Origin of the sequence: Mumia xiangluensis, from assembly GCF_010994095.1 — a bacterium.
Classification (GTDB): domain Bacteria; phylum Actinomycetota; class Actinomycetes; order Propionibacteriales; family Nocardioidaceae; genus Mumia; species Mumia xiangluensis.
The window spans coordinates 36761-56379 of record NZ_WJYO01000003.1; the positions used below are offsets into that span (position 1 = coordinate 36761).

Below are 19619 nucleotides of genomic sequence, written 5' to 3' on the forward strand. Positions count from 1 at the left end.
CGATCAGAGCGGACCGACAGTTCCGTGGAACTCGAACGCCGCGGCGCGCATGTCGACGCGGACCTCCTGGTCGAGCCGGTTACGTAGCGGCGTGCCCTCTTCGAGGTAGTGCTCGCGAGCCCGTCCGCGCAGCGATTCCTGCAGCGTCCCGTCGGACCGGATCACACGCCACCACGGCACCGTGGCGCCGTACGTCGCCATCACCCGGCCGACCTGACGCGGCCCCCCGCGGCCGAGTGCGGCGGCCACCTGGCCGTACGACACGACGTGCCCCGGCGGGACCTGCTCGGCGATCCGTAGGACAGCCTCGACGTACGCGTCCGGGTCCAGCGGCTCGTCCTCGCTCACGTGCCCGCTCACGTCCTCGCTCACGCGGCCCACGTCCTCGCTCACGTGCCCGCTCACGTCCTCGCTCACGTGGCCCACGATGCCACGCGGTCGGCGCTTGCGGTGCTCCCACTGCACGTGCGGGCCGGCGCGTTCGGCGTTTGCCACGCCCGCACCGCAAATGCCCGCGGTGCACCGTGAATCTGCGGTGCACGGCCGGCATTTGCGGTGGGAGCGTGGCAAACGGGGGGGGCGGGCGCCGTCGTAGCGCGACCTGCGATGGCGAGGCAACCGCGTCACAGGAAACGACGACGGCTGGCCTCGAGCTCGTCGCGCACGCGCCGCGCCTCGGCGACCGAGGGGCGCCAGACGTCGCGCCATACGAACCGGATCATCCCGTAGCGGCGAGCGCACAGCTGCTTCTCGCGCTCGCGCTCGTCCATCACGATGTCGTCGGGGTCCTTGCCCTCGACGAACCCTCGGGCGTACTTGATCTTCCCGTCGAACTCGCCGAGCAGCCGGTGGTCGTGCCACGCGTAGTCGGTGCGTCCGATCGGCTCGCCGTACGCATCGACGACGACGAACTGGAGGTCGGGCATCGGGAGGTCGAAGACGTGGAAGAACCAGCGCGTGACCGACTCGCCGGCGGACTCGGCGCGGCCGTCGGCGAGCGCCAGTGCCGTACGAGGCGCCCGAGACCCCGCCCAGCTCGCGAAGACGTCCCCGACGCGTTCGAGGTCGTCGCGCGTCACCGTCTCCGCGAGGAGAGCGTGGTCCATCAGCACCAACGAGCTTCGCGGGCTGTTACAGACACCGGACTCCCAGATCGCGCGAACCTCCGACGTCATCAGGCGACCGTCGATCTCGACGAGATCCTCATCGGACACCGCGAACCTTCGGTGCCGAACACCGGCTTGGTCGCGCCCGGTCTGACCGTCCCGTCGTACGACGTGAACCCGCGACAGGTCGGCACCCACGAGCGGCTTGCCCTGCACGGCCAACGACGACGGGCCGCACAGCACCGCGTTGGGAGCAAGCTTGTCGGCGACAGCGAGGCACCGGACGGCGTACTGCTCTGCCTCCTTCAGCGGGTCGTACGACGCCGCGACAGCGTACGCGCCGTGCCGGATGCGGCGGACGTGGCGTTGGCGCATCCACGGACCCAGCACCTCAGGATCGATCGCGAGCGCGTCGAGGTCTGCGCGGACGAAGTAGCCCCCGCGCGCGTCGGCGAGCGCCTGGAGGACGAGCCGCGTGTCGGGATCCATGCAGCGATGGTGGCGCGGATCGCCGTCGTACCGCGTCGGCCGTCCACACCCTCGAGCGCGGGCGCCGCACCGGCCTGTGGATCACGCCGCGCCCATCGCCGTACGCCAACCCGCGCTGGCGCCCCGGCATTTGCCACGCTCGCACCGCAAATGCCTGCCGTGCACCGTCAATCTGCGGTGCGTGGCGGGTATTTGCGGTGGGAGCGTGGCAAACGCGGGAACGCCCCGGCACCGCCGTACGAGACGGGGTGCCGGGGCGTCAGCGCAGAGGCGTCAGTACGACGGCTGCGAGGGGTCGATCTGGTTCACCCACGCGACGACGCCGCCACCGACGTGGACGGAGTCCTCGAGGCCCGCGCTCTTGAGGATCGCGAGGACCTCGGCGGAGCGGGCGCCCGACTTGCACTGCAGGACGACCTGCTTGTCCTGCGGCAGCTGCGAGAGCGCGTTGCCGGCGAGGAACTCGCCCTTCGGGATGAGGACCGAGCCCGGGATCTTGTTGATCTCGTACTCGTTGGGCTCACGCACGTCGACGAGCACGAAGTCGCGCGTGCCCTCCTCGCGCTCCTTGAGCCAGCTCGACAGCGTCGTGACGGAGATCGTCGAGTCGGCGGCGGCGTCCGCAGCCTCGTCGGACAGCACGCCGCAGAACGCCTCGTAGTCCTCCAGCAGCGCCGTCGGCGGCTCGCCGTGGGGGTCGCGGCGGATCTTGAGCTCGGTCCAGCGCATCTCGAGCGCGTCGAACACAAGCAGGCGGCCGATGAGCGGGTCACCGATGCCGGTGATCAGCTTGATGGCCTCGTTCACCATGACCGACCCGATCGACGCGCACAGCACGCCGAGCACGCCGCCCTCGGCGCACGACGGGACCATGCCCGGCGGCGGGGGCTCGGGGTAGAGGTCGCGGTACTGGGGGCCTTCCTGCGCCCAGAAGACCGACACCTGGCCCTCGAAGCGGTAGATCGAGCCCCACACGTACGGCTTGCCGAGGATCACGGCCGCGTCGTTGACGAGGTAGCGGGTCGCGAAGTTGTCGGTGCCGTCGAGGATCAGGTCGTAGTCGGCGAAGACCTGCAGCACGTTGTCGACGTCGAGGCGCTCCTCGTGGAGGACGACGTTCACGTACGGGTTGATCTCGGCGACCGACTCCTTGGCCGACAGGGCCTTGGACTTGCCGATGTCGCTCTGGCCGTGGATGACCTGGCGCTGGAGGTTGGACTCGTCGACGGTGTCGAAGTCGATGATGCCGAGCGTGCCGACGCCGGCTGCGGCGAGGTAGAGCAGCGCCGGGCTGCCGAGTCCGCCGGCGCCGATCACCAGGACCTTGGCGTTCTTGAGGCGCTTCTGGCCCGCCATCCCGACGTCGGGGATGATCAGGTGCCGGCTGTAGCGGCGAACCTCGTCGACGGTCAGTTCGTCGGCGGGCTCGACGAGGGGTGCTAGTGCCACGACGTCTCCTCGGTCGGTGCGTTGCGTTCAGGTGGCGTTGCGAACGGTGCGAGGAAACCCTCGCTGTGGTGCATCAACGCCGTGCGTCGGTGCGGTGTTCCCGCGTCCGGCGTATCTCCATGATGCCTCGCGCGTCCCGCCTGCCGGACACCCGTCTTGCTGTTCGGACGAGCGGAGCCCTACCCGGACCGACGCCGTACGACCGGGGCCGGCCGACGCGCCGCACGTACCCGTCAGTAGGAACCGGATACCATCGGCCACGTGACCGAGACCACTACGACAGCCCCCCGCCCACGCGGCGGCCGTCTTCCGCGCAGCGCTCGGCGAGCCCAGCTCCTCGAGGCCGCCCGCGAGATCTTCGTCGACAACGGCTACCACGCCGCGGCGATGGACGACATCGCCGAGCGGGCCGGCGTGAGCAAGCCGGTCCTCTACCAGCACTTCCCGGGCAAGCTCGAGCTCTACCTCGCGCTGCTCGACGCCGCGTGCGACACGGTCGTGGACGCCGTCCGCGAGGCTCTCGCCTCGACGGAGGACAACAAGGCTCGGGTCCAGGCGACGATCGACGTCTTCTACAGCTACGTGGCGAGCGACCAGGCCGCGTTCCGGCTGGTCTTCGAGTCCGACATCACCAACGACCCCGAGGTACGCCGCCGCGTCGACCGCGTGAACAGCGAGACCGCGTCGGCGATCGCCGTGGTGATCCACGAGGACACGGCCCTTCCCGAGGTCGCCGCCGAGCTCCTCGCGATGAGCCTCGTCGGCATGGCCCACGTGGGCGCCCGCTACTGGCTCGACCAGGGTTCGGCGATGACGAAGGAGCAGGCCGTCGCGATGGTCAGCACGCTCTCGTGGCGGGGCATCGGCGGCTTCCCCCGGACCGACGAGCCCGAGGACGCCTGACCGTCCGGGCCGGCGCCGCGTACGCGGCGAGCGAACGCGCGTGGGCCGTCGACCGGCGGCGAGATAGCGTGATCCTGCCTGCAGCCCTCACGGGCAGGCACCCGAGAGACGAGAAGAGAGGCCACGACGTGGAGGTACGGATCGGTATCCAGCACAGCCCGCGCGAGCTGTCGCTGGAGACCTCGGACAGCAAGGACGCGATCCTGAGCGCGTTCAAGGAAGCCGGCACCGGCGACGGGCTCCTCGCCCTCTCCGACGAGCGCGGCCGCAGCGTCGTGATCCCGGTGGACAAGATCAACTACCTCGAGTTCTCCGGCGAGGGCGGCCGACGGGTCGGCTTCGGAGAGTCGTAGGCGGGAAGCGGGCGGGCGGGTTTCGACTCGCTCCGCTCGCTCAACCAGCGGCCGCTCGCCGACTACTCGACCAGGCGGGTTTCGACTCGCTCCGCTCGCTCAACCAGCGGCCGCTCGCCGACTACTCGACCAGGCGGGTTTCGACTCGCTCCGCTCGCTCAACCAGCGGGAGACGGGGGCCGGGCTCAGGAATCCAGTCCGAGCTCGGCCATCCGCCCCGCGTGGTTCTCCGTCATCCGCGCGAACATCCTCCCGATCGCGGCCAGGTCCATCCCGCCGGCGCGGTCGGATCCTCCGACCAGGACCGCGGTGAGCCCGTCGTGCTCGGCGGCCACCAGCTGGGCCTGGCTCAGCGCCTCCCCCATCAGCCGCCGACCCCACAGCGCGAGGCGCCCGGCGATCGTCGGGTCGGCCTCGATCGCCTCCCGCACCCGCGTCACGACGAACGCCGAGTTGCCGGTGCCGTCCAGGCTCTCGAGCACGAGGGCGCGGGTGTCGACGTCGAGGTACGCGGCGATCTCGCGGTAGAAGTCGGCGGCCAGGCCGTCGCCCACGAACGCCTTCACCAGACCCTCGAGCCAGTCGGACGGAGCCGTCTGGACGTGGAAGCGCGTGAACGACTCCTCGAACGGCTCCATCGCCGCGTACGGATCGACACCGAGGCTCTCGAGGCGATCGCGCAGGCCGAAGAAGTGGCCCAGCTCGGCCTGCGCCATCTGGGCGAGCTCCGCCTTGTCGCGCAGGCTCGGGGCGAGCTTGGCGTCCTCGGCGAGGCGCTCGAACGCGGACAGCTCGCCGTACGCGATGACGCCGAGGAGCTCGATCACACCCTCGCGGTAGATCGGATCCCCGAAGGCGGCGGGCGTGTCAGAAGCGGGCGTCGAGTCGGCCATGACCGAAGCGTATCGACCTCCTGCGGCGTCGCCTGCCCCGTCCCTTGAGGCCGCCACGATAGAGTGGTAGTGCCCAGGCATGGATCGAGACCTCTCTCGAGCCTCGTCGCCGGGCCGCGCGGTCGCTGCTGAGCGGCACGTCGGGACCCCCGTCGCGCTGCCGCGTACGACCACAGGAGACCAAGCCGCCCAAGATGCGCGGCACGAACGACATAGAAAACGAGTAGACCCCTGACCACGTTCAAAGACCTGGGCGTTCTCCCCGAGATCGCCGAAGCCCTGGAGGACCAGGGCATCACCGACGCATTCCCGATCCAGGAGATGACGCTCCCCATCGCACTGCTGGGGAACGACCTGATCGGACAAGCCCGCACTGGCACGGGCAAGACGCTGGCCTTCGCCATCCCCGTCGTGCAGCGCTCGATCGCACCGCACGACCCCGAGTTCGAGATGCTGAGCGCGCCCGGCAAGCCGCAGGCCCTCATCATCGCGCCGACCCGTGAGCTCGCGCTCCAGGTCTCGTCCGACGTCGCCGCGGCGTCGTCGAAGCGAGGCACCCGCGTCCTCACCGTCTACGGCGGTGTCCCGTACGAGCCGCAGCTCGAGGCCCTCGAGACCGGTGTCGAGATCGTCATCGGTACCCCGGGGCGCCTCCTCGACCTGGCCAAGCGCCGGGCGCTCGACCTCTCGCACGTGAAGGCGCTCATCCTCGACGAGGCGGACGAGATGCTCGACCTCGGGTTCCTTCCCGACGTCGAGGCTCTGATCTCGCGCACCCCGGAGCTGCGTCAGACGATGCTGTTCTCGGCCACGATGCCGGGCGCCATCGTCGCGCTCGCTCGTGTGCACATGCGCCACCCGGTCAACATCCGTGCCGAGTCCAGCGCCGACTCGGCGATGGTGCCGGCGACGGCGCAGTTCGTCTACCAGGCGCACGACCTCGACAAGCCGGAGATGGTCGCCCGCATCATGCAGGCAGACGACTTCGGTCGCGTCGTCGTGTTCACCCGCACCAAGCGGGCGGCACAGCGCCTGGCCGACGACCTCGCCGAGCGTGGCTTCAACGCCGCGCCGCTGCATGGTGACATGGCGCAGGTCGCCCGCGAGAAGGCGATGGCCAAGTTCCGCGAGGGCAAGGTCGACGCGCTCGTCGCGACCGACGTCGCCGCCCGCGGCATCGACGTCGCCGACGTGACCCACGTCGTGAACTACAGCTGCCCGGAGGACTCGAGCACGTACGTCCACCGCATCGGCCGTACGGGTCGCGCGGGCAAGAGCGGCAACGCGATCACGCTCGTGGACTGGGCCGACGTCGCGCGCTGGAAGACGATCAACCGCGACCTCGGACTCCCGTTCGAGGACCCGGCCGAGACGTACTCCACGTCGGACCACTTCTTCCACGACCTCGGCATCCCGAGCGACGTCACCGGCCGCATCGCGCCGCCGGCCCCGGCAGCGCCGAAGGCCGAGCGTTCACGGGGCGAGCGGAGCGAGCGTGGCAGCGACCGTCGCGAGGACGGCGAGCGTTCGACACGCAACCGCAACCGCCGCCGTACGCGCGGTGGGCAGCCGGTGACCGAGGGCGACGAGACCTCGGCCGCACCGTCGGCCGAGGCCGCACCCGCATCGGCGTCCCCCGTCGAGGACGGCGCTGACGCAGCAGAGGGCGCGCCTCGCCGTCGCCGTCGCCGCCGTCGTCGTCCGTCGGGCGCGACCGGCGAGACCGCTGCGGCCGAGAGCGCACCGGCACCGACCGAGTAGCCGACGCACCACCGCAAGGACGTCACCCCACCGCGAGAATGCGGTGGGGTGACGTCTTTGCGTGGGGAACCACGCAAACGGTCGAGATGTCACGCAACCGGCGCCCACGGAGACGGTCGGCGACGACGGGCGTGTCAGGCGACGACGACGACCTTCGTGCCGATCGGCGCGAACTGCCACAGGGCGATCGCATCGGCCGGCTTCTGCCGGATGCAGCCGGAGGAGAGCGGCGTCCCGAGCTGGGCCCGGGTCTGAAGCGGCTCGCCGTCGCCGTCCACCGGGATCGTGTGGAAGCCGATGGGAGCGTTCTCGCCCTGGGTGAACCGGACGAAGTACTCCATGGTGCTGCCGAGGTCGTACGACGTGGCGTGCCGCGAGCGCGAGTAGACCGCGTAGGAGCCGGGGTCGAGGTTGTCGAGCTTGCTGCCGGAGCCGAGATAGGTGCGAGCGACCGTGCCGTCCTTGCGGACGAGCCACACGCGCTGCTCGCTCATCGAGAACACGATGCGTCGGCCCTTGCCGGACTTCGCCGGGAGCGGTGCCTTCGCCGCGCGGGCGGACGTCGCCGCGGGGTCGGGCGTCGGTGCTGGAGGGCGTACGCCGCTGCGCGAGGTGTCGGGCAGGAGCACCTGCGCGTCGCTCACCGGAGGCACCTCGGGCGGGTAGACGCCGACCGGCGGCGGATCGCCGTGCGTGGCCGCAGCGGCCGGCTCCATCGCGGTGTCGACCCACTGTGCGGGGACGAGGTCCTCGCGCAGCACGAAGCCGGTCGCGGCGAGGCCGCACACCACGGTGCTGGTGGCGAAGAGACGCCAGCGCGGGCGGCGACTGCGGGGTGCGGAATGGCGTCCGCGCGATGCGTCAGGACGTCGACCGCGCGTGCTCACAGGGGTCAGCGTACGCGTCGCGCCGGTCGCGCGGAATGCCCACCCGCAGTCACGTGGAGGCGAGCAGTCGATCAGCCACGTCGCGGTAGGCGATCGCGCCCCGATGGGTCGCCGCCGTCTGCAGGATCGATCTCCCGTACGCCGGCGCTTCGGCGAACCGCACCGTGCGCGGGATGGGCGGCTCGACGACCTCCAGGCCGTACGACTCGGTGATCGCCTCGAGCACCGCACGGGCGTGCCGGGTGCGTCCGTCGTACGCGGTGGGGAGCACGCCGATCACGGACAGGTCCGGATTGGTGAACGCACGGACATCGTGCACGGTGTCGAGGAGCTGACCGACCCCGCGGTGCGCGAGGGTCTCGCACTGCAACGGGATGAGCAGGTCGGTGGCCGCCGTCAGCGCGGCGGCGGTGAGGACGCCGAGCGACGGCGGGCAGTCCAGCAGGATCCAGTCGTAGTCGTCCGCGACCTGTTCGAGCGCGACCCGCAGCCGCTGCTCGCGGCCGGTCATCGACGCGAGGGTCTCCTCGGTCTGCGCGAGCTCGATCGTCGCGGGGAGCAGGTGCACCGCCTCGTCGGTCACGAGGATGACGTCCTGCACGCTCTTGCTGCCCACGAGCACGTCGCGGACCGACAGGTCTAGCTCCTCGGGATCGACCCCGAGCGAGAACGTCAGGCTCGCCTGCGGGTCCAGGTCGACCAGCAGCACGTGCGCGCCGCGCTGGGCCATCGCGACGCCGAGGGACGCGACCGTCGTCGTCTTGGCGACGCCACCCTTCTGGTTGGCGACCGCGAGCACGCGCGGCCCGCTCCGGGTCTCCGCGGTGCGAGGGGTCACAGCGGCCATTCTTCACGATCTGCGAGGATCTGCCCATGTCTCTGGCACTGGTGACCGGCGCCACATCCGGGATCGGCCTCGCCTTCGCACGCGAGCTGGCCCGGCGCGGCGACGACCTCGTGCTCGTCGCACGCGACGTCGACCGGCTCGGCACGCTCGCCGACGAGCTGCGTGCAGCCGGGCGTACGATCCACGTCGTTCCCGCGGACCTCGCCACCCGGGACGGCGTCGCGGCCGCCACGGACGCGATCCGCGAGCGACGCATCGACCTGCTCGTCAACAACGCCGGGTCGTCGATCGGGAAGTTCTTCGGCGACACCGACGTCGCCGCCGAGGACGCCCAGCTGGATCTGATGGTGAAGGCGCCGATGGACCTCATGGCCGCAGCGCTCGAGGTGATGCGACCCCGCGGGTCGGGTCGGATCCTCAACGTCGCGAGCATCGCCGCGTTCACCCCGCGCGGCACCTACTCCGCGCACAAGGCGTGGATCGTGAACCTCAGCCAGTGGATGAACATCCAGTACGCCCGCGAGGGGGTGGTCACAACCGTCCTGTGCCCCGGCTTCGTCCGTACGGAGTTCCACCAGCGGATGGGCGTCGACCCCAGCGACGTGCCGGGGTGGATGTGGACCAGCGCCGAGACGCAGGTCCGCGGAGCGCTCGCGGACCTGGAGAAGGGCAAGCCGATCTCGATCCCGACCGTGCGCTACAAGGTGCTCGGGACGGTCGCACGCTACGCGCCGGCCAGCCTGGTCGCCGCTGTCGCCAAGAAGGGCAGGAAGATCGCCGGATGAGCACCTCACGCACGCGGGCCGCGTACGACGCCCTGACGCCGCGGACCGTCACGACACCGCGAGGGTCGTTCGCCGTCCTGGACGCCCCTGTCCCGAGCGGGACGACGCGACGCGGCCACGTGCTTCTCGTGCCGGGCTGGACGGGCAGCAAGGAGGACTTCGCGTTCGTGCTGCCGCTGCTCGCGCGGGCGGGGTGGCACGCGACGGCGTACGACCAGCGCGGCCAGTACGAGACGGCGGGCAAGCCTGACGACGACTACTCCGTACGCGGCTTCGCCGCCGACGCACTCGCGCTCCAGGAGGCACTCGCACCGCACGGCCGCTCGCACCTGGTGGGGCACTCGTTCGGCGGGCTGGTCGCCCAGCACGCGGTGCTCGACGACGCCTCGGCCTGGCGGAGCCTGACGCTGCTGTGCTCGGGTCCGGCCGGGTTCAGCAACCCCGACGTCGCCGCGTTGGCCGACGATCCCGAGGCGTCGCCGCGGATGCTGGCCACCTTCATCGCAGCCGTCCCGACGGTGGGGCTCGAGGAGGTGTTCGAGCGGCAGCACGCCGACACGGAGGTCACCCCGAACGTGCGGGCGTTCCTCCGATCGCGCTTCCTCGCCAGCTCTCCCGAGTCGCTGTGCGCGATCGCGCAGCACCTGATCGACGCACCTGACCAGGTCGACGCGCTCGCCGCGACGGACGTCCCGGTCGCGGTCGGGCGCGGGAGCGACGACGACGCCTGGCCCCACGCGAGCCAGGACCGGCTGGCCGAGCGGCTCGGGACGGTCGTCGAGGTGATCCCGGGCGCCGGGCACTCCCCCGCGGCCGACGCCCCCGAGGCGACCGCTGCGCTCCTGCTGGGGGCGTGGGAGCGGCTCGGAGTGTGACCCCGGGCGCCGGACGGCCCGACGTCAAAGCGGACGGCGTGACCCACCCCCATCGGTCACGCCGCCCGCGCCTTCAGCCGGCGTCGACGATGGCCGCGACCGGCCCGCCGCCGTCGGGGCCCTGGTGTGCCGCCGACACCGACACGAACACCGCGGGATCGCCGGTCACCGCGGAGGTGACACCGCCCACGGCAGCCTTGATCTGGCGGTGCCAGTGGACGTCGGAGTCGTCGAGCATGGCGTTGCGCCGCCCGCGAACCATGCCGTCCTGGCTGGCCTCGCACTTGAGGAAAACGTTGACGAGCCGACCGTCGAGGTCGCTGGTGTGCGGGCGCTCGGGAAGCTCGAGACCCGCCGAACGGATCGCGTCCCAGATGCCGTCGGCGTCGAGCGCGTCGTCCATCACGGCGTGACCGATGCGGTAGCGGCCACCGATCCCGCGGACGTTGCCGACGACGACGACCTGGGCGCGGTCCAGCTCGACTCCCGACGAGCACGACGCGACCGACGAGAACAGCGTGCGGTCGTTCAGGACGTCGTCGTCGGTCGGCATCTCGATCTCGCCGAGCGCCACCGCGATGCCGAGCGCCGTCGTCCCGTTGGAGAGGTCCATGGAGGCGAGCGTGTCCTCCGTCCACACCGTGTTGCCGCGCGACTTCGCGTCGCGGATCGTGTCGATGGTCAGCAGCGGGGTCTTGGTCTGCACGTAGTGGACGTCGGCCGTGTCGGTGATGCCGGCGCGCTCCATGGCCACACGGACGGCGGCGGCGACCTTCTCGACCATCGGGGTCCGGCCGATCTCCTCCGGGAGCAGCACGTCGCTCATCGCGAAGCCGACGCTGAGGCGCGGCTCGTCGGTGGCCGGGGTGGCGCCGTCGGGCAAGGTCGCGAAGATCGTCGCGTGCGGGCTGATCACCCCGTCGGTGCCGCCCGACCACACGATCGGCACCTGCCGGACGTCCTCGGGGGAACGCGTCCCCTTCGCGACGAGCACCTCGCGGAACGCCCGGTCGGCGATGATGCGCGTGTAGTCGTTGACGCCGCCGTTGCCCTCGGTCTTGCCGATGATCGCGACGACGCGGTCCGCCTCCAGCACGCCGTCGTCGATCAGCTTCTCCAGCTCGCTGGCGTCGGCGACGGAGTGGATCGGGACCTTGCGGACTTCGATGGCTGCTGGCATGGCCTGCCTCTCGGATCGGGCTGCGGTGGGGACGCTCTCGACGGGGGTCGTCATGGTGCGGGTTCGGGGGTCGGCAACGAGGCGGCGACGACGCGGGTGCCGGCCTGCCCGGCGACGGCGTCGGCGATGCGCGCGAGGGACGTGATGGTGCCGGGGCGTCCGGTGTGCTCGACGAAGCGCGCGACGGCCTCGACCTTCGGCCCCATCGACCCCGCCGCGAACGCGCCGGTGGTCGCGAGCCGGCGGACCTCGGCGAGGTCGACAGCACCGAGCGGCTGAGCGTCCGGAGTGCCGAAGCCGACGACGGCCGCCTCGACGTCGGTCGCGATGACGAGCTGGTCGGCGTCGATCTGGGCTGCGAGGAGTGCGGCGGTGAGGTCCTTGTCGATGACGGCCTCGACCCCGGCGTACCGGCCGTCCTCGCGCACCGTCGGGATGCCGCCACCGCCAGCGCACACGACGACGTAGCCGTCGGCCAGCAGGGAACGGGCGGTGCCGACCTCGAGGATCACGCGGGGTTCGGGCGAGGCGACCGAGCGGCGCCAGCCCCGGCCGGGGACCTCGGTCCAGTGCTGCCCGTGGACGCGCATCGCCGCCGCCTCCTCGGCGCTGGCGTAGCGGCCGATCGGCTTGCTCGGCACCAGGAAGCCGGGATCGTCGGCGTCGACGAGGGTCCGCGTGACGACGACGGCAGTCCTCGACTCGTGCCCTCGGCCGGCCAGCTCGTCGTCGAGCGCGTCGAGCACGAGACGGCCGATCGTGGCCTGGGTCTGCGCGACGCACCAGTCCAACGGGACCGGCGGCACGACGGCCGCAGCGAGCTCGTTCTTGAGAAGGAGGTTGCCGACCTGCGGGCCGTTGCCGTGGGTGAGGACGATCTCGTGCCCGGCCTCGACGAGATCCGCGACGCTCCGCATCGCCTCGACGATCGCCGCTCGCTGATCCTCAGGCCGGGCGGAGCCGTCCGGTGAGGTCATGGCGTTGCCGCCCAGAGCGATGACGAGACGCATGGCTCGAATCTAGGGCTGCCGGGCCACCGCAATCATTGGCGAAGATCGCCAACAAGGCGCCGATCACTGGTGAAGAGTTGCCGCAACACCCACCACGGCCGTACGACGCGCGCGCAGGCCGAGCGTCCACGGGACGGCGGCGGTCGCGAGCGCCAGGACGACGATCCCGACCGCCATCGCCGTGAGACGCACGTGGTCCGAGCTGGGCACAGCGAGCACGTCCTCGACCTGCGGGACCGTGTTCATGACGGCGACGAACGCGATGAGCGCGGCCGGGAGGAAGCCGAGCACGGCCCGGACGAGGACTGGACCCCGAGCCAGGGCCGCCCCGGCCGCAGCGACTGCTGCGATCACGAAGATGATCACGAGGGCGAGCGTCCCGCCCCACGTGAACTCCGGGAGGTTGCGTGAGAGGTCGGTGATCATCCGCATGAGTACGCGTGCGCCCACCCCGCACAGCGTGCCGACGAGAACGGCCTGGGCGAGGACGGTCCGATGACTGGTCACGGCTCCCCCCTACGCCTCGACCAGGACGCGCGCGCGCTGCTGCGGCACGCGCCGCCGGCGCGACGCGTCCCGCCACGGGACGACGATCGCGGCGACGACGAGCCCGGCGATCGCCGCCGCGATGACGACTGCCCACACCATCGATCCGGGCTCACCGTGCTCAGCGGCGAAGGCGATCTCCGAGGACCCGATGCCGATCCCCGCAACGATCAGGAGCCCGGACGACGCCGCGGCGACGAGCAGCCGGATGGCGAGGTGCACCCGGAGCATGCCCGCGACGGCCGTGCCGACCGAGGCCACCACGAACAGTGCCGCGATCGCGACGGTCCCCGACCAGGTGAAGGCGGGCTCGGCGCCGGTGAGCAGCGCGACGGCTCGCATCAGTGCCCGTGCCAGCCCCCCGCACAGCACACCCACGAGCACCGCCCGCGCGAGCGCTCTCATCACTCGACCCATCACTGTCCCCCGTGATCCCCCGGGCAGCGACGCCGTCGCCGCGTGCTCCGATCGCGGACGACGTTACCTAGGAATGCTAGGCATGGGTGAGGTTTTTGCACGCCTCCTCTCCCCAGCGCTGAGACTGCCCTCTAATCTGTGCCCATGTCCCGACGCCGTCTCCTTGCCCTGGTGCCTCTCGCACTGGTGCTTCTCGCAGGGTGCGGGCACGCACCGATGCCCGAGAAGGCGGTCGAGCAGAAGGCGTCGGAGGAGCTCGCGAAGCAGATCGGGCTCGCGCCGGTGGTCGACTGCCCGGAGGATCTCGTCTCCCGCTCGGGCGCCACGATGAGCTGCACGCTCTCCGACCCGAACGGGAGCGAGCAGAAGTACTCGATGACCGTGCGGGTCGTCTCCCTCGAGAACGGCGTCGCGAAGCTGAAGTTCGCGATCGACGACGAGTCGGGCTGACGTACGCCGCGCTGATCGGCGTCGTCAGTCGGGACGGCCGCCGGCGGCGATGCTGACGCCGAGGCCGACCATGATCGTCCCGCCGGCCGCGCGCAGCCGCTGCATCCGGCTCGGCGACCGCGCGAACCAGTCGCGCGCCGCTCCGGCACCGAGCGCCCACAGGCTGTCGAAGCACAGCGCGATCGCGATGAACACCGCTCCGAGGACGAGCATCTGCGCCGGGACCGCTCCGAGCTCCCGCGCCACGAACTGGGGCAGGACGGCGACCAGGAACACGATCGTCTTCGGGTTCGTGATGCCCACGACGAAGCCCTCGCGGTAGACGCGGGAGGTCTTCGTCACCGATCGAGTGATCTCGACCGCCTCCTCGCCCGCGCGGCGGTGGCGGATGGCCTGGATGCCGAGATAGACGATGTACGCGGCGCCGACCCACTTCACCACGGTGTACGCCGCCACGGACTGCGCGACCAGCGCGCCGAGCCCTGCGGCCACTGCCACGATCTGCACCGCGGCACCGGTCGCGTTGCCCACGACGTTGACGAGCGCGGCACGCCGCCCGAGCACCATCGCCCGACTGATCGTGAACAGCACGCTCGGGCCCGGGATCATGATGAGCAGGGCAGACGCGATCGCGAAGCCGACGACGTCGTGGAGCGGGACCATGCACGGAATCGTACGCCCGCCTGCTCGCGTTCAGGCCTCGCGGACCGAGCCGAGGCCGCGCAGCTCACGGCGGAGGACGCTCGCGACGTCGTGCGGCGTCCGCCCGAGCAGGGCGCGCAGCGGCAGACCGCCGGCCGGGAGGCCGTACGCGTCGTAGAACGCGAACATCGCCCTCAACCAGTCACGCTCGCGCGGGACCATCGCTGCGCCCAGCCCGTCCGCCCACGCGTCAGGATCGAGGCGCTCGGCCACCACCGGCACCTCCAACACCTCCGACGCAGCAGCCGCGACGTCGGCGAGGGTGACGAGCGCCGGTCCGCCGAGCTCGTACGTCGCGCCGACGTGGCCGTCCTCCGTGAGCACGACGGCGGCAGCCTCGCCCACGTCGGTGAGGTCGACCAGCCCGAGCGGCGTGCTGACGGAGTACGGGACCCGGACCTCCGGCGTGTCGCCCGCGAGGCCGGGCAGGAGGTTCTGGACGTACGCGCACGGCTGCAGGACGGTCCACGCCAGCCCGCTGCGGCGTACGAGGTCCTCGGTCACCGCCTTCGCGAGGTGGTGCGGCATCGCGGGGGCGTACGGCCAGGCGACGGAGTGGTACGCGACTCGGGGCACCCCGGCCGTACGGAGCGCGTCGAGCCAGCCCGCGACGAGGGACGGCTCGTCGGGGTGGAGGTTCGGCGCGATCAGGTACGCCGCCGCCGTGCCGGTGAAGGCACCGACCGGGTCGGCGAGCTCGGCCCGGCCGAGGCGACGGACGGGGACGCCGCGGGCGTCGAGCGCGTCCGCGACGTGCCTGCCGGTCTTGCCCGAGGCGCCGACGACGGCGACGGGTGCCGGGGCGGAGGTCACCGGACGTCGACGGCCGCGTGCGTGGCCCCGTCGGCGAGGGTCGCGTAGCCCGGGCCCCGGTCGAAGAACACCTCGCTCTCGCCCCGCTCGGCGATCCGGTCGGCGCGCAGCGCTGCGGTGGCGCCCGCGTCGTACGCGAGCTCGTCGCCGCTGCCGGTCAGCACCACGCCGTAGTCGTCGCGCGCGCCGTCCGAGGACACCTTCGCCCAGCGCACGTCTCGCACGACGAGCGCGGGGTCGCGCTCGAGCGGGTCGCCCCAGCCTCCGCCGCCGGTGGTGCGGATCCGGATGACCTCGCCGGCGCGTACGGGCTCGGCATCGGCGAGCGCGTCGACCGTCCGCTCGTCCGGCCCGCCCGGATCGACGACCACCGCGAACGGGCGTCCGGCGAGGCCGCCGTTGACGCCCCAGCACGCGAGGATCGACCGGTCCGCGATCGACATGAAGTGCGCGTCGGCGAGCATCCGCAGCTGCTTCTCGTAACCGAGCCCGCCACGGAACTTGCCAGGACCGCCCGAGTCGACCGCGACCGACAGCGACTCCACCACGAACGGGAAGCGCGACTCGGTGAACTCCGTCGGCAGGTTGCGCGAGTCGGGCACGACGTGGATCGTGTCCTCGCCGTCGGCGTAGTAGCGACCGCCGGAACCGCCGCCGAGCACCTCGCGCATGAGGTACGGGCGGCCGGCGAGGTCGATGCCGTACACGCCGGTGTAGCGGATCGTCTCCTGGTCGGCGGGCATCCGTCCGTCGACAGCCTTGGCCAGGACGCCCGCGAGCACGCCGAGCAGCCGCAGGATGACGAACGTACGCGCGTTGGTCGGCGCCGGGAACTCCGGCGTCAGCAGCGTGCCCTTCGGCGGGAACCTCATCTCGATCAGCGGCACGACGCCCTCGTTGACGTCGAGCTCGGCCATGCGCTCCGGCGTGTCCGCGAGGTTGCGCAGGATCGGCGCGAGCCACTTCTTGAGGAAGACGCCGTCGGAGTAGTCGCCGCAGTGGTTGATCGGCCCCTTCGCCTGCGGGGAGGTGCCGGCGAAGTCGAGGATCACGCGTTCGCCGCCGGGATCCTCGGGACCCGTGCGCGTGAGCGTGATGCGCTGCGTGTGCAGCATCGGCTCGTCGACGCCGTCGTGCTCCGCGTAGTCCTCCCACACCCAGCTGCCGACCGGGATCTTCGCGAGGATCTCGCGCTGGTAGGTCTGCGTGGTGCGGTCGATGATCGCGTCGAAGCACGCCTCCACTGCCTCCACTCCGTACCGCTCGAACAGCTCACCGAGCCGTCGCGCGCCCATCAGGCACGCCGAGCACTCTGCGTCGAGGTCAGCGGCCAGCGACTCCGGCATCCGGGAGTTGCGGGTCATGATGGCCAGCGCGGCGCGGTTCGGGGTGCCGGCGTCCCACAGCCTGATCGGCGGGACCATCAGCCCCTCCTCGTACACGCTGGTCGCCGCGCTCGGCATCGAGCCCGGCACCGCGCCGCCGATGTCGTCGTGGTGGCCGAACGCCTGCACGAACGCGACGACGCGGCCGCCTGCGAAGACCGGCACGGTGACGCACAGGTCCGGCAGGTGCCCGATGCCGCCCTCGGACCGGTAGACGTCGTTGTGGAAGAAGACGTCGCCCGGCCTCATCTCCGCGAGCGGGAAGTCGCGGGCGACAGGGTGGACCAGGGCCGAGTACGAGCGGCCGGTCAGCTTGCGCAGCAGCCGGTCGTGGATCCCCGCACGGAAGTCGTGCGCGTCACGGATCATCGGCGAGCGCGACGTCCGCGCGATCGCCGTCTCGACCTCGTGCTCGATGGACGCGAGGCTTCCTTGGACGATCTCCACGAGCACCGGGTCTGCCGCGGCGCCGGCGTCGTCGGTGAGCGTCCCGAACGGGAACTGCGTCGGGGCGAGCCGCGACTCTCCCCCTGCTGGCTGCGCCTCTCCCCTTGCTGGCTGCGACTCTCCCCCTGCTGGCTGCGACTCTCCCCTTGCTGGTCGAGGCGACGAAGTCGATCGAGACCCACTCACTTCTCTTCATCCTCTCGAGTCACGATCACGTTCAGGTAGGTGTCGATGCGTGCCACGAAGCCCGGGTGGATCGGCACGGTCGAGCCGTACTCCTCGATCACGGCAGGCCCGCGGACCTCCTCGCCCGGCAGCAGGGTCGCGCGGTCGTACACGCCGCTGTCCTCGTACCCCTGCTCGGCATCGAAGCAGACCGGCCGGCGGCTCGAAGGCGTGGCCGGTCGCGACGGAGAAGCGCTCGCCTCGCGCTCGTGGCGGCGGATCGTCGGCCGTCGGAGCGGACCGATGCCCGAGACCCGGAGGTTCACCCACTCGACCTGCTGGCTGTCGTCACCCGCGAAGTCGTACCCGTACAGCGTGCGGTGCTCGGCGTGGAACGCCGCGGCGACCTCGTCGAGCGCCCCGGCGTCGAGCGGGCCTTCCGGCACGGGCACCCGGACCTCGAACGCCTGGCCGAAGTAGCGCAGGTCGGCGGTGCGCACGAAGCGCCGGTCCGCCGGCGCGAACCCCTCAGCCTCCAGCGCGAGCGAGGCGCGCTCGGCGAGCCCGCCGTACAGGTCCTCGACCTCGCGCGCATCGAGATCCGTGGCGAGGCGTACGGCGGTCTGCACGTAGTCGTTCTTCACGTCGACCGTCAGCAGCCCGAACGCGGAGACGTTGCCCGGGTTCGGAGGCACGAGGACGGTAGGGATGCCGAGCACGTCCATCAAGCGGCACAGCAGGAGCGAGCCGGAGCCACCGAACGTGGTCAGCGTGAAGTCGCGTACGTCGAGGCCGCGCTTGACCGTGATCTGACGCAGCGCGTTGGCCTGGTTCCAGGCGGAGATCTCGAGGACGCCGGTCGCGGTCTCCTCGACGCTCATGCCGAGCCTGCCGGCGAGGGCCTCGATGCCCTTGCGGGCCGCGTCGACGTCCAGCGGGATCTCGCCGCCGAGCAGGTGCGGCGGGATCCGGCCGAGGACGACGTGGGCGTCGGTGATCGTCACGTCGGTGCCGCCCGTGGCGTAGCAGAGCGGCCCGGGATCAGCGCCCGCGGACTGAGGGCCGACCTTGAGCGTGCCCTCCGGCGACAGCCACGCGATCGACCCACCGCCGGCACCGACGGTCACGACGTCGATCATGGGGATCTTGCTCGGGTACGCGCCGACGCTCCCCTCGGTCGTCAGTGTCGGCTCGCCGTCGATGACGACCGAGACGTCGGTCGAGGTGCCACCGCCGTCGCAGGTCAGGACGCGGTCGAATCCTGCGACCGACGCGATGAGCGCGGCCCCGAGCGCGCCGGCGGCCGGTCCGGACAGCACCGTGCTGATCGGCTGGTTCACGACCTCGGTCGCCGACAAGACCCCGCCGTTCGACTTCATGACGTAGAACGGGACACCACCGTCGGCGTACTCCTCGAGGCTGTGCGCGATGCGGCGTACGTACGCGGCGACCTTCGGCTTCACGGCGGCGTCGACCAGCGTCGTCATCGACCGCTCGTACTCGCGGTACTCGCGCAGCACCTCCGACGAGATGGACACCACCGCATCCGGGTGCTCCTCGGCGAGGATCGCGCGCATCGCCTGCTCGTGGGCCGGGTTGGCGTAGCTGTGCAGGAAGCAGACGCCGAGCGTGTCGATGCCCTGCTCGCGGAACCACTGTGCGGCGGTGCGGGCTTCGTCGACGTCGAACGGGCGCAGCTCGTCGCCCGTCCAGGTCATCCGGCCTCCGACGCCTTTCACGCGGTCGCGCGGGACGATGCGGTCGGGCTTCACCCAGAAGTACGAGTTGCCGTAGCCGTCGGGGACGGACTGGCGGGCGATCTCCAGGACCGACTCGTACCCGGTGTTGGTGATGAAGCCGAGCCGTCCGACGTGACCCTCGAGCAGCTGGTTGGTCGCGACCGTGGTGCCGTGCGAGACGGCAGCGATCGCGTCGCGGGCGGCCCCGCTCGCGGCGAGGATCTTGTCGATGCCGGCGAGGAAGCCCTCGGCCGGGTCGTGCGGGGTGGACGGTGTCTTCGTCGTCAGCAGCGCCCCGCTGGCCTCGTCGAACGCGACGACGTCGGTGAACGTGCCACCGGTGTCGATCCCGATCCGGAGACTCCCTGCACGGCTCGGGCCTGACGTCATGACGCTCCTCGGTCGGTGTGCGGCTGC

Annotated in this window: 20 protein-coding genes; 6 read left to right on the forward strand and 14 right to left on the reverse strand. The window is 71.4% G+C overall.

Annotated features, from left to right (window positions below):
* Positions 1-3: 3 nt before the first annotated feature.
* The 3 genes from GH747_RS22035 to moeZ form a co-directional block, all read right to left on the reverse strand.
* Positions 4-495 (reverse strand): MGMT family protein, encoded by a 492-nt coding sequence (locus GH747_RS22035; RefSeq protein WP_228552877.1) that lies wholly within the window; start codon positions 493-495, stop codon positions 4-6.
* A 128-nt stretch (positions 496-623) separates the two neighbouring features.
* On the reverse strand, positions 624-1595 hold the full coding sequence (locus GH747_RS10515; RefSeq protein WP_149769561.1) for a hypothetical protein: 972 nt from the start codon (positions 1593-1595) through the stop codon (positions 624-626).
* 273 nt (positions 1596-1868) lie between these two features.
* Positions 1869-3044, reverse strand: a complete 1176-nt coding sequence (gene moeZ / locus GH747_RS10520) for an adenylyltransferase/sulfurtransferase MoeZ (RefSeq protein WP_149769562.1) — start codon at positions 3042-3044, stop codon at positions 1869-1871.
* 261 nt (positions 3045-3305) lie between these two features.
* Here moeZ and GH747_RS10525 point away from each other — a divergent pair, with 261 nt between their 5' ends.
* Both GH747_RS10525 and GH747_RS10530 read left to right on the forward strand, forming a co-directional pair.
* Complete coding sequence (locus GH747_RS10525) at positions 3306-3947, forward strand: TetR/AcrR family transcriptional regulator (protein WP_149769563.1); 642 nt, start codon at positions 3306-3308, stop codon at positions 3945-3947.
* Positions 3948-4075: 128 nt separating this feature from the next.
* Positions 4076-4300, forward strand: a complete 225-nt coding sequence (locus GH747_RS10530; RefSeq protein WP_149769564.1) for a DUF3107 domain-containing protein — start codon at positions 4076-4078, stop codon at positions 4298-4300.
* Positions 4301-4485: 185 nt separating this feature from the next.
* On the opposite strand, the gene GH747_RS10535 is transcribed toward GH747_RS10530, so the two are convergent.
* Complete coding sequence (locus GH747_RS10535; protein WP_149769565.1) at positions 4486-5193, reverse strand: ferritin-like fold-containing protein; 708 nt, start codon at positions 5191-5193, stop codon at positions 4486-4488.
* 321 nt (positions 5194-5514) lie between these two features.
* Here GH747_RS10535 and GH747_RS10540 point away from each other — a divergent pair, with 321 nt between their 5' ends.
* Entirely contained in the window at positions 5515-6954 is a 1440-nt protein-coding gene (locus GH747_RS10540) for a DEAD/DEAH box helicase (RefSeq protein WP_228552878.1), read from the forward strand.
* 134 nt (positions 6955-7088) lie between these two features.
* Here GH747_RS10540 and GH747_RS10545 read toward each other — a convergent pair whose 3' ends face one another.
* The gene (locus tag GH747_RS10545) at positions 7089-7841 is read right to left on the reverse strand and encodes a L,D-transpeptidase (RefSeq protein ID WP_149769567.1); all 753 of its coding nucleotides are present in this window, start codon (positions 7839-7841) and stop codon (positions 7089-7091) included.
* A 49-nt stretch (positions 7842-7890) separates the two neighbouring features.
* Positions 7891-8679, reverse strand: coding sequence for a ParA family protein (locus tag GH747_RS10550; protein ID WP_228552879.1), 789 nt, complete (start codon positions 8677-8679; stop codon positions 7891-7893).
* A gap of 35 nt (positions 8680-8714) precedes the next feature.
* On the opposite strand from GH747_RS10550, the gene GH747_RS10555 reads away from it, so the two are divergent.
* Both GH747_RS10555 and GH747_RS10560 read left to right on the forward strand, forming a co-directional pair.
* Positions 8715-9473, forward strand: a complete 759-nt coding sequence (locus GH747_RS10555; RefSeq protein ID WP_149769569.1) for an SDR family NAD(P)-dependent oxidoreductase — start codon at positions 8715-8717, stop codon at positions 9471-9473.
* Positions 9470-10348 carry an alpha/beta fold hydrolase gene (locus GH747_RS10560; protein ID WP_149769570.1) on the forward strand — a complete coding sequence of 293 codons (879 nt, stop codon included), beginning with the start codon at positions 9470-9472 and terminating at the stop codon, positions 10346-10348. Before GH747_RS10555 ends, GH747_RS10560 begins: the two co-directional genes overlap by 4 nt.
* Positions 10349-10421: 73 nt before the next feature.
* Here the strand turns inward: GH747_RS10560 and bar are convergent, their stop codons facing one another.
* From bar to GH747_RS10580, 4 genes are all read right to left on the reverse strand, one after another.
* Entirely contained in the window at positions 10422-11528 is a 1107-nt protein-coding gene (gene bar, locus GH747_RS10565; protein ID WP_149769571.1) for a barbiturase, read from the reverse strand.
* A gap of 50 nt (positions 11529-11578) precedes the next feature.
* The gene (locus GH747_RS10570; RefSeq protein WP_149769572.1) at positions 11579-12538 is read right to left on the reverse strand and encodes a carbamate kinase; all 960 of its coding nucleotides are present in this window, start codon (positions 12536-12538) and stop codon (positions 11579-11581) included.
* A 63-nt stretch (positions 12539-12601) separates the two neighbouring features.
* A complete protein-coding gene (locus tag GH747_RS10575; RefSeq protein ID WP_149769573.1) occupies positions 12602-13045 on the reverse strand; it encodes a hypothetical protein in 444 nt (147 codons plus the stop codon).
* Positions 13046-13054: 9 nt separating this feature from the next.
* Positions 13055-13489, reverse strand: a complete 435-nt coding sequence (locus tag GH747_RS10580; RefSeq protein WP_149769574.1) for a hypothetical protein — start codon at positions 13487-13489, stop codon at positions 13055-13057.
* A gap of 156 nt (positions 13490-13645) precedes the next feature.
* Here GH747_RS10580 and GH747_RS10585 point away from each other — a divergent pair, with 156 nt between their 5' ends.
* A complete protein-coding gene (locus GH747_RS10585) occupies positions 13646-13951 on the forward strand; it encodes a DUF4333 domain-containing protein (RefSeq protein WP_149769575.1) in 306 nt (101 codons plus the stop codon).
* Between the two features lie 24 nt (positions 13952-13975).
* On the opposite strand, the gene GH747_RS10590 is transcribed toward GH747_RS10585, so the two are convergent.
* From GH747_RS10590 to GH747_RS10605, 4 genes are read right to left on the reverse strand one after another with little or no spacing between them, the layout of a single operon-like run.
* Entirely contained in the window at positions 13976-14614 is a 639-nt protein-coding gene (locus GH747_RS10590; RefSeq protein WP_149769576.1) for a LysE family translocator, read from the reverse strand.
* A gap of 30 nt (positions 14615-14644) precedes the next feature.
* Positions 14645-15466 (reverse strand): SDR family oxidoreductase, encoded by an 822-nt coding sequence (locus GH747_RS10595; protein ID WP_149769577.1) that lies wholly within the window; start codon positions 15464-15466, stop codon positions 14645-14647.
* Complete coding sequence (locus GH747_RS10600; RefSeq protein ID WP_149769578.1) at positions 15463-17484, reverse strand: hydantoinase B/oxoprolinase family protein; 2022 nt, start codon at positions 17482-17484, stop codon at positions 15463-15465. Before GH747_RS10600 ends, GH747_RS10595 begins: the two co-directional genes overlap by 4 nt.
* Complete coding sequence (locus tag GH747_RS10605; RefSeq protein WP_149769579.1) at positions 17481-19592, reverse strand: hydantoinase/oxoprolinase family protein; 2112 nt, start codon at positions 19590-19592, stop codon at positions 17481-17483. Before GH747_RS10605 ends, GH747_RS10600 begins: the two co-directional genes overlap by 4 nt.
* Positions 19593-19619 lie beyond the last annotated feature (27 nt).

Excerpts from the sequence above, each read along its gene's own strand:
- GH747_RS10515 (WP_149769561.1), bottom strand. The coding sequence starts at position 1,595 with ATGGATCCCGACACGCGGCTCGTCCTCCAGGCGCTCGCCGACGCGCGC.
- GH747_RS10535 (WP_149769565.1), bottom strand. The coding sequence starts at position 5,193 with ATGGCCGACTCGACGCCCGCTTCTGACACGCCCGCCGCCTTCGGGGAT.
- GH747_RS10540 (WP_228552878.1), top strand. The coding sequence starts at position 5,515 with ATGACGCTCCCCATCGCACTGCTGGGGAACGACCTGATCGGACAAGCC.
- GH747_RS10555 (WP_149769569.1), top strand. The coding sequence starts at position 8,715 with ATGTCTCTGGCACTGGTGACCGGCGCCACATCCGGGATCGGCCTCGCC.
- GH747_RS10560 (WP_149769570.1), top strand. The coding sequence starts at position 9,470 with ATGAGCACCTCACGCACGCGGGCCGCGTACGACGCCCTGACGCCGCGG.
- bar (WP_149769571.1), bottom strand. The coding sequence starts at position 11,528 with ATGCCAGCAGCCATCGAAGTCCGCAAGGTCCCGATCCACTCCGTCGCC.
- GH747_RS10570 (WP_149769572.1), bottom strand. The coding sequence starts at position 12,538 with ATGCGTCTCGTCATCGCTCTGGGCGGCAACGCCATGACCTCACCGGAC.
- GH747_RS10580 (WP_149769574.1), bottom strand. The coding sequence starts at position 13,489 with ATGAGAGCGCTCGCGCGGGCGGTGCTCGTGGGTGTGCTGTGCGGGGGG.
- GH747_RS10585 (WP_149769575.1), top strand. The coding sequence starts at position 13,646 with ATGTCCCGACGCCGTCTCCTTGCCCTGGTGCCTCTCGCACTGGTGCTT.
- GH747_RS10590 (WP_149769576.1), bottom strand. The coding sequence starts at position 14,614 with ATGGTCCCGCTCCACGACGTCGTCGGCTTCGCGATCGCGTCTGCCCTG.
- GH747_RS10605 (WP_149769579.1), bottom strand. The coding sequence starts at position 19,592 with ATGACGTCAGGCCCGAGCCGTGCAGGGAGTCTCCGGATCGGGATCGAC.